Source organism: Vibrio owensii CAIM 1854 = LMG 25443 (genome assembly GCF_000817815.1).
GTDB lineage: Bacteria > Pseudomonadota > Gammaproteobacteria > Enterobacterales > Vibrionaceae > Vibrio > Vibrio owensii.
This window is the reverse complement of record NZ_JPRD01000011.1, coordinates 17,181-32,474: the sequence shown is the minus strand read 5'-3', so window position 1 is coordinate 32,474 and position 15,294 is coordinate 17,181. Positions and strand designations below refer to the sequence as shown.

The following is a 15,294-nucleotide window of genomic DNA, read 5'->3' as shown; positions in this document are numbered from 1 at the left end:
GGAGCAATCAAGTATTCGGTCTAAAAGGCTATTTTTGGAATGGTCGTAATCACTGGCACCCCAAGGTGTTTCTCGAGTGTTTTACGAGAGCGAATGGAGTTGTCAGCCAGTTCAACAATGGTCGCCAAACCGATCCCTAAACCTGCTCCGCCAATGAATCCTAAAATGACAAATACAAACGCTGGCAGGTTGGCAGGAATCGTTGGTGTGTAAGGTTCATCAATGACTTTCACACGTTTGTTTTCCTCAAACACACCTAAAGACCCGGTGAGCTGTGCCATTTCGTAACGTTCAACCAGTTCGTCATACAACTCGCGTTTTACTGTCACGTCGCGAGCAAGACGGTTGATTTCAGTTGCGGTACTACCAAAACGGTTTGCATTGACTTCTAGCTCCTGAATCATACTTTGCAAGCTAATGGTTTCTTCCTGAAGCGACTCGTATCGCCCGCGCATGATTTGCAATTGATGAAGCTGAGAAACAAGCAGAGGCTGCGCATCACCAATATTGCTTACCGTTGCTGTACTGGCGATATCCCAAAGCTGATTACTGTTCATCTCTGGTTGTTTTGAGTTGAGTAGAACCGAACGCTCTTGCTCTAAGCGATTTAGCTCACGCAGCTTACCTTGAACCATGCTGTGTGCTTCTGTGTACTTGGCGCGAAGTAGGGTTAATTCACTGCGGATCTCGATGATTTGTTCCTCAATCTTACCAATCACTGGGTTGGTCTTTGAAAGCTGTTGGTCCAAGCTACCCAAGCTTCGTTTTACACCTGCTAGTTCCGCTTCTTTCTCTGCCAATGTCTGCTTTAGGCTCGCTAAACGAGTCAGGCTTTGCGCTTGCATCTCTGGTGTCGCGTGCGAGTAGGCGTTTTTGTACTCCGCAAAAGCTTGCTCGGCTTTATCCAATTCTTCGCGGCGCTTATCGATGTGAATGGTAAGAAAGTGGCTTGAATCTTTAATTGAAGAGCGCTCTGGTGCAAGCAACTGTTCCACAAAATGGTCGCTGACGGAACCGAGCACTTCTTCCATGCCTTCAGATTTGCCACTGGTTAACTGGATTTGAATGAAGTCTTTGCCAAGCTGTTGAACCGTTAGACGATTAGCAAGATCTTTAATGATGAACTCTTGCTCTTTCGGACCCATGCTGTCGTCAATCAAGCCTTGCTCCTGAGCAACCGAATACAGCACATGACGGCTTTTTAGTAAGGTGCTTAATGCGCTCAAGCGGTCTTTCAGCATAGTCGAGACGGCAAGGTCCTCAAGGAACGGGTTCATTTTCGCTGTTTCTTGAATCAACATGCTCGTGTGCGCCACATATTTCGTTGGCATCATTTTACTGACGGTAAACCCCAAGATTGGCAACACCAACATCGGAATGACAATCAGGTAACGACGTCGCCACGCGCCGTGCAGTAAAAGGGTGATGTTGTCTCTTAAATCGTTCATAACGCCCTCACTAATTGCTCAACTTGACGTGCTCTTGATTGCCAACTTTGTTGTTGGATGATCGAGAGTGATCCTTCTGGTGGTGGGAGTAAGTGATTGAGGCTTGCACAAACATCATCCACGTCCGCCACAACATGCAGCATGTGTTGGTAGGGTTTAAGTGCTGGGAAAGCCGTACTGATGACCGGTGTACCTGTTGCGAGGTATTCCAATAGTTTAAGTGGATTACAGGCTTGAATTTGCGCGTTATCGACGAATGGCAGCCAGCTCGCATCCCAATGCTGTGAGTAGCTAGGTAAATCTTGATGTGCTCGTGGTCCTAGGTAATGGACGTTGCTTCGTTGTGGCAACGGGTTGTGAGGAAATTCATTTGGACCAATAAAGACCAAGTCCCAATCTTGCGCTTGATCGGCCACTTGTTCTATCAAACGGTAATCTAACCATTCTGATAGGCTGCCGTAAAAACCAAGGACCTTACGACCATTGTTTGGCATATCTTGCGCTTTCGCCGCTGGCTCTGAGAACAAACTGAAATCCACCCCATGCGGTAGGGTAACGGTTTTCTCTTGTGGAAACTCAGCGGCAAGTTTGTCACTTGCAGCCAGAATAAGGTCTGCGCTATCAATCAGGTCTGCTTCATGTTCCAAAACAGTTTGATGATCCACACCTGCTAGCGCGCCAAAGTCGTCTCCACAGTAATAAACAATGCCTTTGGTGCTCATTTCTCGGCAAATATCCACAGCGGTAGGCAGTGATGTCCAAAAAACGGCATGTTGAAAGCCTAGCTCATTCAGCTTTTTGCTCAGTTGATGTTTCATCATTTTCGTCGCGACGCTACGTGCCCACTTCGATTTGGGAGCAGGAATCGTCAAAAGAGTAATGGTGTTGATGCTTGACTCTTCTTCACGACCGAAAGGCGTTTGGACCTTGTCTTGTTGTTTGACCGAACCAGTCAGTTTAGTGACGAGGCGTTTAGCGTCTTTCGGGGTTAACTTAGGCTGTCTTAAGCCAATCGAGTTGACCCAAAGAATACGATGGTTGTTAGCTAGGTGCTTTATCAGATGTTGAGTGGAAGAGGGCAAGCCGCCAAAATCTTCTCCAAATACTACGATATCTGTCATCGTTCTCTCCTTGAGCCAATTGATTCGTTGTTGTTACTCAAAGACGTATCACGATGCGTGCCAAAGACTTAAGTGTTATTAAAACAATAGGTTAGGTTATTTCTTAATTTGAGAGGGTGAAGATTTCTCATTTTGACAATCAGTTTGAACGATGCGATTTATCACTATGGTTAGCGCGGCGAGTATGTAAATCGGCCAAGTGAAGCCTTGGGTGAGGAAGGTCCCTGAGACTATGGTGCCAATAAGTCCGCTCAATACGGCGTTTGCACCTACAGAAAGCGTGAAGTGGGACTTTTCAGTCAGAAGTGAGATTGAACTTAATGACGTTTTTACCAGAGAAACGATCAGAGTAATGAAAACCGCTAAACCAACAAAACCGGTTTCAGCCAGGACGCCAAACCAAGTACTGTGCACTGCGTGGTTAATGCCATCCCAATGCGGGCTGTAGAAGAAGTAGTTGTAGTAGAAGTTTTCTAAACCAACGCCGGTTATCGGATTGTCGAGTGCCATTTTGAAAGCCGCTTCCCAAGCGTACAAACGTCCCATTGCCGAGGCATCAATACCGGCTTCTGCAGCGCCGCCCGATGCTCGCCCAGAGATCCCAGCGACCGCATACAGAATCAAAGCCGCGACTAAGCCTAGGAAGACAACCAAAGCCTTACTCTTGATGTGTTTGAACGCGAAATACGCGAAGACTGACAGTGCTCCCAATAAACCACCACGGCTTTGTGTTTCAAGGATCGACATAAACAGGATGATACAAGTGAGCAGCGCAAACCCTCGAAGCCACATGGACGACCGTTTCTCGACCAATTGGCTCACCGTAAAGGCGAGGGGGAACATCAAAACCAGCGCCAAGTCATTGGGGTCGCCTAATACCGAGCCAAACGAACGACCAATCGACACACGCGTTCCTTCCACAATATCAATGCCGTTCGTGGCGTTATAAAGTGCAACGAGTCCGACCAACAGCCCAGCAACGATAATCGCTTTTGACATTTGTGCGAGCTGTTTAGGTGTGGTGATAAGCCAAGTGATCGCCAGTGTCATCACAATGATCTTCCAATACGTATTCTTGAAAACGGTAATCGCGATGTCGCGTGCTGAGGCGAACACAATACCGATGATAACTAACGCCCAGAAGATGAACAGCCACTTTAAAGAAGGATGCCAGAAGACCGATAGCTGACGACTGATCAATAGATGAAACGATAACGCGCCAAGTGCACCTAAAGACAACAATAATGGGATTTTGAAGTTGTAGATAACCGGAAACGCTTCGTGAATTCGAAAGAAAGAGAAGATGACAAACAAAGTCACTAGCCAAAAGGTTTGGTTGAGGACAAACAAGATGGCAAGCGGAGCAAAACAAATTGCGACAATCAAAATCGGATGCGGCATCACCAACCACGCTAAAGCGATAACCACAGTAAAGGTTATCGCAGCGATGATTTGGGTTGGTCTCACATCCGTGGCATTCATAACGTCACTCTTTTCGCTTCCGTTCTTAATCTCATCACAAGATTGTTACGTGTTTCCTTAGACATGTATCGGAAGGCGATGCCTGCAAGCAGTGTGCATGTCAAAATGCAAATCACGATCGCGCTTCCGATGGATTGAGTAGAGTAAAGCAGGAACAGTGCCACTCCTGAGATGATTTGTAATGCGACCATCAAACTTAGGTGGAAAGGAAGCTGCATGCACTGTTGTCCAATCACGAACGTCATCGCCAGTTTGGCTAGTTGCGCGTAGTAAAGTGCGATGAATACGCCATAAATACCAAGAGAAGAAAGCGCAAATAGAAGAGTAATTGCGACGCCAGCGGCAACGACGTTGATTCCCAGCAGCCAACGAGTGCGACGTTTGTAAAGAATCGCGATGTTCAGTAGCTCGCTCCATTCTTTGATCATAGCAATTGGCAGAAGGAACAATGTGTAAAGCGCGGCTTCTTGATACGTTTCTGGTAAAAACTGGCTGATCATAATGAAGGCAAGGGTCGCGACTAAGACCGTCAGTGCAGCAATATAAATCATACCGAAGTGAGAAATTCTAACGGCTTCTTTGCCACGATTACGCTCTAGATAGGCGAAGCGACGTGGCATCCACCACATACCGAATGGTTGAACCAAAATACACATGCCAATGGCAAACTTCACCGCAATCGCGTAAACACCAAGTGTTGCTAGTGAAACGTTCGCACCAATGAACCAACGCTCGGCACCGTTCAAGCAAAAAGCGACTAGCGCAGACATCATGACAGGGATGCAGTAATGCAGATGTTGCTTTGCGATCGCCATGTCAGGCATGACAACTCTGTATTTATTGATAATGTGTAGCCAGGTAAATTGGATAACGGCAGCCAGTAGACCACCAAGCAAGACAGAAATGACGTGTGGGTGAATCATCAAAGCGGCGACAATAAATACAACTTGAAGCACAGTGGTGGTCACCATCACGCTTAGCAGGGTTTTCGCTTTATCATCTTGCATGCGCAGCCAAGCAGTACCGATACCAATCGCACCTTCCAAGATAATTGCCAACATCAGCACGATGAATTCAAATTGAGAAAACGGACTAGGAATCGGGGCAACTAGAATCGCAAACAATAAAACCAAGCCAATCGCCGCTGCGATCCAAACAGAAAGCGAGTAGATCTGGTTAAGCATGGTCACTTTCTTCTCGCTATCTTTCTCTACACCAACAAAGCGGTACAGCGCTTCGTGCATTGCCATGCTTGCAAGTAGGGCAGTGACAACACCGAAAGAAGTTAGTAACTCAAGTTTGCCCATTTGCTCTGGCGAGAGAAACTGAGGAAGCACTGGCAGCATAATTAAGCTGATGCTTTTGTTGATCACCAACGCAATGGCGAACAGTGACATATTGGTCATGGCTTTAGACATGGTCATATCCTTTGACGTTGTCGCGCTTCTTTGCGCTGTCTTGAGCTTTATTATTCGGGTCAGTACAAAGCTGTTGGGTAATATCGAAGTAACAACGTTCTGCGGTGTATAAACTCGCAACGTTCAGTGCCTCCATCCCCATGGTGACTTTCAGCCAAGGTGCTTCGTTTAAAAGTCGAATGGCATTGTGGAGAGAAGCGGCGTCTTTTGGTGTGTATTTAATACAGTTCTTGCCATGGGTTAACACTCGATCCCAATAGCTGTCGTCATGTGGAATCACGACACACATACCAGCGGCTAACGCCTCTAAAATTGATAACCCAAACGGTTCGTTCTCACTGGTCGACACAAACACACCACACTGTGCTCTTAGCTCGTCAAGGTTGTCTGGTGATTCGTGCCACTCAATATTTGCCTGAGTGAAATCTGGCTGCGAGCATTCAACGCCTTCGATGTTAGGTTTGATGTAACAGATGGTCGCATTTAGGTTTGCTGACTCATCCAACTTCATCGCGTCGAGCAACAGATCAACGTTCTTCCATTTCAAAAGGCTGGCAGCCCAGAACACTCGATTAGAAATCGGGTTCGCTTGTTTTGGTGCGCGTTCTGAAGACAAGCCGTTCACAAACGAAGAGGTGTTTAAGGTTGTCCAAAAGCGTTCTACCGCCGGTTTTGGCATTTTTAAATAGGCAGCAAGCGCATCAATCATGGAAGCACGAGTGTTCGATAAATAATGAATCGCAGATGCTTTTACTAAGCAGTAGCCAGATGAGCGAGACACGCCGACCGGGCCATGCACCATTTGCACGATAGGTTTGCGATTGAACAGACGAAGCAGGTACAAAGGCATGTCGTTGTTTGGTGAAGACAAACCCATAAACCAGTCGAGTTTTGGTAGTTTGAACGTGACCAAAATCAGCTGCACTAGGTAAAAACAGTTCATCAACCAATAAGCGATACCATGATGCGACGTGATTGGAGAACGCTTGATTTTCAATACCTGTACGCGAGGGTTTGAGCTGAATGTGGCAGTCCAGTGTTCTGGATTTGTCGTCGCGACATAGCTAATCACGTCACGTTGGTCACACTGTTTAATCAACTCAGCGTTGGCAATTTTGGAACCGCCTTGCATTGGGATGGCGTCAAACATCAATACACGTTTCATGGTGAGCTCCTTAGTTGATGTTTAACCAGCGCGAAATTGGTTTCATGCAGTGGCTGACAGGCATGGGTGTCAGTTCTTTCTGTGTCAGTTCATCGCGGTAAATGTCTTCAATCGCTTTGACTGAGGCAGAAACCGTCAGATGCTGATTTGCGTGTTGATGCGCATTCTCGGCTAGCTTATTTCGTAGCGGCGCATCTTGAATCATCTGCTGAATCGCATTTAACAGACTCGCCATACCGTGATTGGCGAACAATAGGGCACTGTGGTTGTGCTCAAACAATTCTGGGATACCACCTGTTTTTGGTGCAATGATTGGTAACTTCGCTAGTGCTGCCTCACCAAGAACAAGACCAAATGCCTCTTCGTAAGCACCACTGATGAAGGCATCTACATTACCTTTCATCCAGTCTCCGGCGTTGTGTTGTTCACCAACAAAATGCACACGATCCTCCACGCCCAAATCAACGGCTAACTGCTTCAATGCGATACGTTCTTCACCATCACCAACAATCACCAAATGTGGATTATGTTGGTGGTAGTTGTGCATACGCATGGCTTGGATTAAGCGGTCAAAGCCTTTGCGTTTAATGAGAGATCCAACCGAAATAAAGGTGAACGCTTGGTGGGGAATGCCCAAACGATCTTTGACATCGATAGGTGCATCGTGACTCTCCAATGACACGCCGTTATGAACGACATGAAGGTGTTCTTCTGGGTAGCCATCTTTGAGAATCTCGTGACCCACGTCTTTACTCACACAAATCAATTTTGGAGAAAGGTGCAGACCCAGTGAGAAGCGGTCACGCAAGGTGTAGTGGCAATGAAGTTGCGTTACCAAAGGGATGTGATTCATACGAGCAGCTAGGCACATCCATTGGCATGGGCCGCCGCTGTTGACGTGGACAAGGTCAATGTTGTGCTTTTCGATCAACGCTGTGCCTTGTTTGATCAAATCGTTCCAACCACTAATGTCCCAGCGAGGTGTGTTCCAACCGCCAACAAGGCTGAAATTCGAATGTTCTGCTTCGATGCCTAGAGATTGGCATTTTTCAATCAAAGGCTCGCAGTTTGACCAGACAATCGGTTGGTACTGGTCGCGGTCAATATTTGTGATGAGGTCAAGCAGTACTACTTCGCTGCCGCGAATCCAGTTATCACCATAATGAACGTAAAGAATGCGTTTTGGAGTAGTCATAGTCGTTACCTCGGTTAGCCAATCTGTTTGGATTAGCTATTGCAACCGAGATGCCAAAATATGCTATTGCTTTAAGTGTCTGTTTTTGAATGGGAAGTGCAGTGGGTGTGAAAATCAGATACGAAACTTCTCAAATTGAGAATGGATATGCATCAAGTGTGATTCTCAATTTGGTAGCGTTCAATCAGAATCGGAATGATGCTGCGAGAGGAATAGTGCGCTTTGATGGTCTCAATTGCTTTGTGGCGCATTGGGTATTGTTCGCTATGGCTCATTTCCAACCAGTTATTGATCTTGTCGGTTAGTGCCGGAATATCGTGAGCGAGGAATCCATTTTGACCATCTTGGATCAAATCAGGAAGGCGACCAACGTCAAGGCTTATCACAACGATACCACGCGCCATCGCCTCTAACGCCGCCATTGGCAAGCCCTCATAGCGCGATGAAATGACGAGAACGCTGATATTACGCCAAACGGCATCCATGTCACTTTGATGACCGTGAAATATCACGTTGGTAGGGGCACTTTCTACGACTCTCGGTTTTTCTGGTCCGTCACCATAAATAGAGAACTCGATATCAGGAATTTGGCGGGCAATATCGATGAAGCGATCTGCGCCTTTCTCATGGCTTAGGCGACCAACAAATGCGATTTCTTTGTAGCGACAATGCTGTTCGGGAATCGTAACAAAGTTATTGAGCAATTCTGATTGAGTAGGGAGCTTGTCTTGAATGGCTTGACTCACCGCAAAGCTGTGATCAGAGAGCCGCGCGGAATATCGATCCAGCCAGTCATACACCCAAACTTTGCCCGTTGGTGTTTCACCGGCGTGGTAGGTGGAAATCAAACGGGGAAAAGTACGAGTGAATAGTTTTGCGCTTCTGGCTAACAGTGCCGCTTTGTATCCATGGGTGTGAATAACGCTGGGTTGATGCTCAGCCACCGCGCCAGTGATTTGTTTGACTGGAATGGTCTTTGACCGTTCTGACTTTGGGCACAGGTGCCACAAATAACTCACAGGGATTTGAGCCTGGTTTAATTTGTCGATAAGTGGTGCTGGTGGATCGTATTCCACCACCAACACAACTCGTACGTTAGCATGAAAGGATTGCAAGCCAGTGGCGAGTTCGACTACATGGCTTTCAATGCCACCGTAAATGCGGCTATCCAGCAGAATCCAAACTTCGCCAACGACTGGGATCTCAAGATTGTTCGAGATTAGCTTCATCCGCTTCCCACGCTTGTTTTTTGCGATACACAGTGGAAGGGCTAAGCTCCAACATCACCGCTGCGTTAAGAACGTTACCATCACAATACGCAATGGCGTTTTGAATCGCCTCTCGCTCAACTTTCCACATTGGACGAATGGTGCCATCGGAATTGAAGTAAGGTGATGACACTTGCGCCGCAGGGCTTGCTGGAGGCGCTTCGTTCGTAACCATAGTTGAGGAGAACTCCGGTTGCGCAGATGTTTCTACAGGCGCACTTTCTAATGGTTGTGCTTGCATTGGCGTTGTAGTGGAGACTGGATTTACCGCGGCTACTTGAGCACTTTCAACATGAGGTGGAGTGACAGTGCGTGCTTTTGACGGCTTGCGAGTCAGTTGAGCGGGTAGGTGTGCCAGCGTCACTTTGTCATCGTCATTCAACACGACAATGTTGCGAATGATGTTTTGCAACTGACGCACATTGCCCGGCCAGTCATAATGCTTAATCACATGTTGGGCTTCGCTGTCGATATTGCTGAACTTCTTCTTATCCTGCTTCGCGTATGTGGTTAAGAAATGCTTAGCTAGCGTGACAATGTCACTACCACGTTCGCGGAGTGGCGGCATATCGATTGGCACAACGTGCACACGATAGTACAAGTCTTCACGGAAACGGCCTTCTTCCACTTCGGTTAATGGATCTCTGTTGGTTGCACAGATAATCCGTACATCCACCTTCATCTCTTTGGTGCCGCCAAGCGGGGTGTAGGTTCCGGTTTGCAGAAAACGTAGAAGTTTTTTCTGCATCTCAAGTTCCATTTCACACAGTTCGTCTAGGAATAGTGTGCCGCCGTGGGCTAGCGTTGCAGCACCTTTACGGTCGGTGGTTGCGCCGGTAAACGCGCCTTTTACGTGACCGAAAATTTCACTTTCCATCAAATCGCGTGGGATAGCGCCACAGTTAATGGCAATGAAAGGTTTGTCTCTGCGATCACTTTGTCTGTGAACGGCTTCTGCACACACTTCTTTACCCGTACCACTTTCACCAACGATAAACACGCTTGCAGAGGTTGGGGCTACCGCATCAATGGTTTTGTATACCGCTTGCATCGGTAGGCTAGAGCCAATAAAACCATGGTAGTTGTGGCGATCGAAGGTCGATTGAATGTTTTCGACGAGATTTTCTAATTTCGCGCGTTTTAAGTGAAGAGCTACTGAGGTTTTTAAACGGTCAGCATTGATTGGCTTCTCTAGGAAGTCTTCCGCGCCTTTCTGGATCAGATTGACCGCGAGATCGACACTACCGTGCGCCGTTGCGATGATGACAGAGGTCGGGACCTCGTTTTCATTGATCCAGTCCAACACGTCTTCGCCCGACATGTCCGGAAGTTTAAGGTCGAGAATGATAAGTTGCGGTTTGCTGCGCTCAATGAATTGAATCGCCTCACGTCCCGTTTCTACGTGGAAGATGTCGTAAGGCTCATCCTTGACGTACTGCTTATAAAGTATGGCTAGTGAAGTAGAGTCTTCTACCAGTAACACCCTTGGTCTCATAATCCTTTCCCAACTTTTTTCAATTCGTTGTTTTAATGCGTTAAGTCGGCTTGAGGTTCATGCTGTCATGATAAGTTCGTTTTTCTTGCCTCAAGCTGATGGCTTCTTTTCGATTTTCATTTTGAGAATCTTTATATTTAAGTATTAGCACACGCTGTGAGGATTGCAGAAAATTCTTTATTTTTTAGTTAATTAAATCCCTGAAATTTGTTGTTAGTCTTCAAACCCTCGCTCTTTTCTTTGGTTTAGCGCGGTAAAAGACTGTTCTGCCAGTTCTGGTAAGGATTGGCAAAGCTCAAAAGCTTGTTTTGTATCACCTTCAACACAGTATTTCTCGATGGTGCGAGCGTGACGCGATAGAGTGCGATTACCCAAGGCAAGTGCAGAGCTACCAAGCGTGTGGACTTCAAACTCCATCGCTTCTTTGTCTTGGCTGTTGAGTGCCTGCTGAATCTTTTCGACGCGCTCGCGAGATTCCTCAATATAGTGCTCGATTAAGGTAGGCATGATTTCCGCACAGGTATCTTTGATCATTTGCTGAAGAATCAACTCATCGACCAATTCTTGCTCCAACGTTACATCGGTTTGAGTATTCATAGTGCGCGCTCCCTATAAGGTAAATAATTCGCTGTTCTTTATTTGTTTCGATATTTTCGCTTTCAGCTTCTCTGGCAAAAAGCGCAGTTTTTTCACCTGACGAATCAGTTCGTCTTTTAAACCTGCGTTGTGCTTCATGTTCAGTACAGCGCCTAGCAGATTGGCATTGCTGGTTTCTAATAGCTTTTTAGCTTGGTCGATTTGGCTCGTAGTCGTTGAGCCGTAACTGGCAACCAGTACACAAGTATCGCAAACGCCTGCAACGACTTGGGCAGGAATGTTGCTGCGGTTCATGCTCAGTAGCGGTGAAGTGTCAATTACCACTCGGTCGTATTGCTCAAGCCACTTATCGACCGCCTTTCGTAACATGGTTGGGTCGCGATAGGCGAGTTGTGTGCTCGCAAGGGAAGGGACGGTTAACCCTACCAGCGTTTGATGGTCTTCCTCACGAGAGATCAATTGTCCGACTTCTTCCTGTTCTTCTTCAAAAGCATGAACCGTGCTGTAAGCGGGCTTGAACAGGTTTAGGTCGACATAAAGTGTTTTATGACCTGCAAGAATCAAGCGTTCTGCCAGTGCAGAAGCCACAGACGTAACCCCATCTTCAGACTGACAAGCCACGACACTAATTGACTTGTAGCCCTTGAGTTCACTTTGAAGATAGATTTGCTCAATCTCAGCATGTGTTGCAGGAATAGTCATTACAGCGCTCCTATTAACACTATGGTGGTGGTGATTTGTAGCAAGTCACGCAAGCCAGCACGGGCTTTCTCGGCAAAACTTTCGTCTTTGTGCGGAACGTAAATTGTATCACCGGCACGAATCACGGGCAGGTCGTATATGTTGGCGGTTTTGCTGAATTCAACCAAGTTAAACACACGCGCCTGACCTTGGCAGCAAGACATGTTAACCACACTGATCTTCTCAACGTAAGCACTGTCACTCGGTCCACCAGCTTCAGCAAGCAGGTCAAGAATGGTCATGTTGTCATTGAAGACATAGCGACCCGGTGCATGTACTTCACCCAGTACGCGAACTGTGGATTCTTTAGAGCGATCAAGCCAGTTCTTGTCTTTCTCTGGAATGTAGATGGTATCGCCAGGGCGTACATCTGGCAGAATTGACTCATCGCCAGTTTCAAAGTAAAGCGACAGGTTAAGTTTGCTCACTTTTGCGTAACCTAAACCACGATGCGTCACTCGGATGTTATGAATATCAGCATCTTTGGTTGGGCCATCAGCCGCAGACAAGATATCTAGGAAATGCATCTCTTTAGTAAAGCGGTAACGACCCGGCGCGTTGATCTGACCGAACACATAAATTGATGCATCAGAGCTTTGGCTGACCCACTGTGATTTGTTGTCTGATGGATCGTCTGGTAGCGCATGAACACGAACCACTGTGCCAGCGGAAACCCTTGGCAACTTAGAATGTGGTGAGCTTTGTAGGATGTATTTATCCAAATCAAACTTGGTGACTTTACCGTTGTTGGAGATTTCAATCTTACTGGTGTCCGCACGGCGAGTAGGGCCGCCCACATGAGCAATCAAATCGATCAAGTCCATCTCGTCTGACCATTCGATACGACCCGGGCGAACGACTTCACCCATAACAGCGACCGCACGACTTGGTGCAACCTTCAGCCATGACTTTTCATTCATGTCGGTTTTTTCTGGGACGAAGATAGCGTCACCCGGTCCAACCGTCGGTACTTTTTGTTTAGACAGTCCTTCGGTGTGAGCGGTTAAGTCGAAATTGATGACACCACCATCCGCTTTGATAACGCGGATTTGGCGAGATTCGGCAAAACGTGTTGGACCACCTGCGTTGGCAAGAATGTCCATAAAGCTCGCACCTTTCTTACCTTCGTAGGCTCCAGGGTGAGCAACTTCACCCATTACATAAACCACGTTCGCACCAGCTTTAATCTCTTCTTCCTGTTTTGGCACAAAGATGGTTGCCCCCGGAAGGATCTCTGGCAGCAAACTTTGGTCACCTGTATCTAGGTAGCGCTTAAGGTTAAACATAATCGGTGTGTTGTTGGTGATAACGCGGATTTGTTCCACACTCGCGTAACGAGTAACACCGCCAGCGCGCATGACCACATCGACAAGTGTCGTGTTGGGTTTGTAGGTAAATGAGCCCGGTGCGTTTACTTCACCGAATACTTTAATTGCGCGAGCAGAATCAGCGCTGTCGCCTGAGTTTGCCAGTTTCGCTGCATCGAATTCTTGTTCAATATTCCCGACCAAAGGTGAAGCAGGGACGAAGAGTACGTCCAATGATTCTAGAGTTGGCAGTTTTGAATCGTCACCGGTATCGAGAAAGCGTTTGTAGTCGAACTCAATGTTCTTGTTGCCACGCTTTACGATGATTTTATCAAGCTGAGCACCAGCACGTAGACCGCCTGCTTCATACAGGAACATTTGAATATTGGAGCCAGATGGAAGCGTATATTCGCCCGGCTTGACCACGTAACCCTGTACTGAAATCAAAAGTTGTTGTTGTTTGATGAACACACGTGCGTTGCTTACATCGCGGAAGACAGTTTTAAGGTTATCGGTGATGACATTTTGAAGCTGAGTCTCATTGTAGCCTGCAACAAAAACCGGACCGATTTCTGGCAGATTGATGCGACCACGTTTATCAACTTGAAAACCTTTATTCAGAGATGCTTCACCGGGTAGGTTGATTTGTACCAAGTCGCCGACTTTAACCACGTCATCTTCCGCTGCCCATGCCGTATTGAAGGTGACTAAGCACAGCATCAGTAGGGTGGTGATGGCTTTGAGGATTCTCATAGTGTGCCTCCCATTTCTGCGCTTGTGTCTGAATTGGCATTCAGAACTTCGATGCTCACACGGCGATTAGTCAAACGAACCGCTGGTGTTTGCCCTTCGTAAAGAGGCAGTGTTTCGCCCACAGATTTGGTTTGCACACGGTCAGAGGTGATACCGAATACGTTCAAGTAACGCTTAACTTGCTCAGCTCGGTCTTGAGCCAATTTTTGGTTGTATTCCGGTGTGCCCGTTGCATCTGCATGTCCGGTTACGACCAGAGATAAAGATGGATGGTCACGAAGAATATAAGCCGCCTCAGCAAGATGTCCCATGTATTTAGGGTTGATCTCCGCAGAGTCGACAGCGAATTGGTTGTCGACATTCAGAAGGTCATAGATGTCCGCAACGATGTTTAGGTCACTGCGCAATGCTTCTATGTCTTGCGGTGGTTTACACGTAGTTTGCGATAATACGTAATCGAGCTGTTGCTCAAGCTGGTTTAGTCGTCGGCGCTGAATTACGATGTCGTTGGCTGCATCAAGGAGTAGTCCACCTTCCAACTCACGAGCGATACGGTTTTGTTTCTCAAGTGCCTGCACGACGGCTGCAGGGAAACACCAGCGTGCGCCTTCTTGAATCAAAGCATCCAAGTGCAGCTTGGTTAACTGCCAGTCGAAACGTAAACCGTGCTCAGGGCCAAGAGGCTCGTCAGGCATCACTGGTGAAAACTGATAATTCTCGATAGAAATATCTTGGTAGCTTTCAGCCATGCCACCCTTGCCATGATCAGGGTAGTTAAACGTTGAGCAACCAAACATGCCGACAACGAGACTACAAAACACACTTTGTCGTAAAAGATTCACCATGCCAACCTCCGTATTAACCGGTATTTTTTTAATGACCTTTTGAATTGACCGGGATAGCGTGATTGATGCGTAACAAGCTCATGATCTCCAATGGCTGTCCTGATACGTTTTCAATAATCATGCTACGCTCACGTTCAACTAGGCGCTTATATAGATAAACAATGGCACCAATCCCCGAAGAATCAAGAAATTGGACGTGTTGCAGGTTGATTTCTACTTCCTTGTGATCGTCACTGTGAATCACCTCATCAATTTGATGTTGTGCTTGACGGCAGCCTTTTGCATCTAGGTCTCCAAAAAATTCGATAGTTAGCGTATTTGGGGTAGTTTCAAGTTTACGTAGTTCCATGATGCTTTCTCCATTTATTCGATTTCCTGATTTGGATAGAGCAGGGAACGTGCCAAATAAAAAATCCTTTAATTACAGGATATTAAATAAGTGTAGAACGATGTTTCATA

General features: G+C 46.8%; 13 protein-coding genes. All 13 read right to left on the bottom strand.

Translation table 11 applies throughout. The features are described 5' to 3' along the window. Positions 1 to 20: 20 nt before the first annotated feature. The 13 genes from H735_RS05265 to H735_RS05205 all read right to left on the bottom strand — a co-directional run bounded on the left by H735_RS05265 (position 21) and on the right by H735_RS05205 (position 15,184). Positions 21 to 1,448, bottom strand: coding sequence for a GumC family protein (locus H735_RS05265; protein WP_020197382.1), 1,428 nt, complete (start codon positions 1,446 to 1,448; stop codon positions 21 to 23). Continuing rightward, positions 1,445 to 2,569: a glycosyltransferase gene (locus H735_RS05260; RefSeq protein WP_020197383.1), complete on the bottom strand. Its 1,125-nt coding sequence runs from the start codon at positions 2,567 to 2,569 to the stop codon at positions 1,445 to 1,447. The genes H735_RS05265 and H735_RS05260 overlap by 4 nt, the downstream gene beginning before the upstream one ends. A 96-nt stretch (positions 2,570 to 2,665) precedes the next feature. Then, positions 2,666 to 4,051: an O-antigen ligase family protein gene (locus tag H735_RS05255; RefSeq protein WP_020197384.1), complete on the bottom strand. Its 1,386-nt coding sequence runs from the start codon at positions 4,049 to 4,051 to the stop codon at positions 2,666 to 2,668. After that, positions 4,048 to 5,469 (bottom strand): lipopolysaccharide biosynthesis protein, encoded by a 1,422-nt coding sequence (locus tag H735_RS05250; protein ID WP_020197385.1) that lies wholly within the window; start codon positions 5,467 to 5,469, stop codon positions 4,048 to 4,050. The genes H735_RS05255 and H735_RS05250 overlap by 4 nt, the downstream gene beginning before the upstream one ends. Further along, entirely contained in the window at positions 5,462 to 6,634 is a 1,173-nt protein-coding gene (locus tag H735_RS05245) for a glycosyltransferase family 4 protein (RefSeq protein WP_042979616.1), read from the bottom strand. Before H735_RS05245 ends, H735_RS05250 begins: the two co-directional genes overlap by 8 nt. Positions 6,635 to 6,644: 10 nt before the next feature. Then, the gene (locus H735_RS05240) at positions 6,645 to 7,829 is read right to left on the bottom strand and encodes a glycosyltransferase (protein WP_020198012.1); all 1,185 of its coding nucleotides are present in this window, start codon (positions 7,827 to 7,829) and stop codon (positions 6,645 to 6,647) included. Positions 7,830 to 7,981: 152 nt separating this feature from the next. Continuing rightward, entirely contained in the window at positions 7,982 to 9,058 is a 1,077-nt protein-coding gene (locus tag H735_RS05235; protein ID WP_020198011.1) for a glycosyltransferase family 4 protein, read from the bottom strand. After that, on the bottom strand, positions 9,033 to 10,592 hold the full coding sequence (locus H735_RS05230) for a sigma-54-dependent transcriptional regulator (protein ID WP_027726853.1): 1,560 nt from the start codon (positions 10,590 to 10,592) through the stop codon (positions 9,033 to 9,035). Before H735_RS05230 ends, H735_RS05235 begins: the two co-directional genes overlap by 26 nt. A gap of 213 nt (positions 10,593 to 10,805) precedes the next feature. Further along, positions 10,806 to 11,189 (bottom strand): Hpt domain-containing protein, encoded by a 384-nt coding sequence (locus H735_RS05225; RefSeq protein ID WP_020198009.1) that lies wholly within the window; start codon positions 11,187 to 11,189, stop codon positions 10,806 to 10,808. Positions 11,190 to 11,201: 12 nt separating this feature from the next. Then, positions 11,202 to 11,891, bottom strand: coding sequence for an AAA family ATPase (locus H735_RS05220; RefSeq protein WP_020198008.1), 690 nt, complete (start codon positions 11,889 to 11,891; stop codon positions 11,202 to 11,204). Beyond that, positions 11,891 to 13,990, bottom strand: a complete 2,100-nt coding sequence (locus H735_RS05215; RefSeq protein ID WP_020198007.1) for an SLBB domain-containing protein — start codon at positions 13,988 to 13,990, stop codon at positions 11,891 to 11,893. Before H735_RS05215 ends, H735_RS05220 begins: the two co-directional genes overlap by 1 nt. Continuing rightward, entirely contained in the window at positions 13,987 to 14,835 is an 849-nt protein-coding gene (locus H735_RS05210) for an OmpA family protein (RefSeq protein ID WP_020198006.1), read from the bottom strand. Before H735_RS05210 ends, H735_RS05215 begins: the two co-directional genes overlap by 4 nt. Positions 14,836 to 14,863: 28 nt before the next feature. Continuing rightward, positions 14,864 to 15,184, bottom strand: coding sequence for an STAS domain-containing protein (locus H735_RS05205; RefSeq protein WP_005440957.1), 321 nt, complete (start codon positions 15,182 to 15,184; stop codon positions 14,864 to 14,866). Between the last annotated feature and the right edge of the window lie 110 nt (positions 15,185 to 15,294).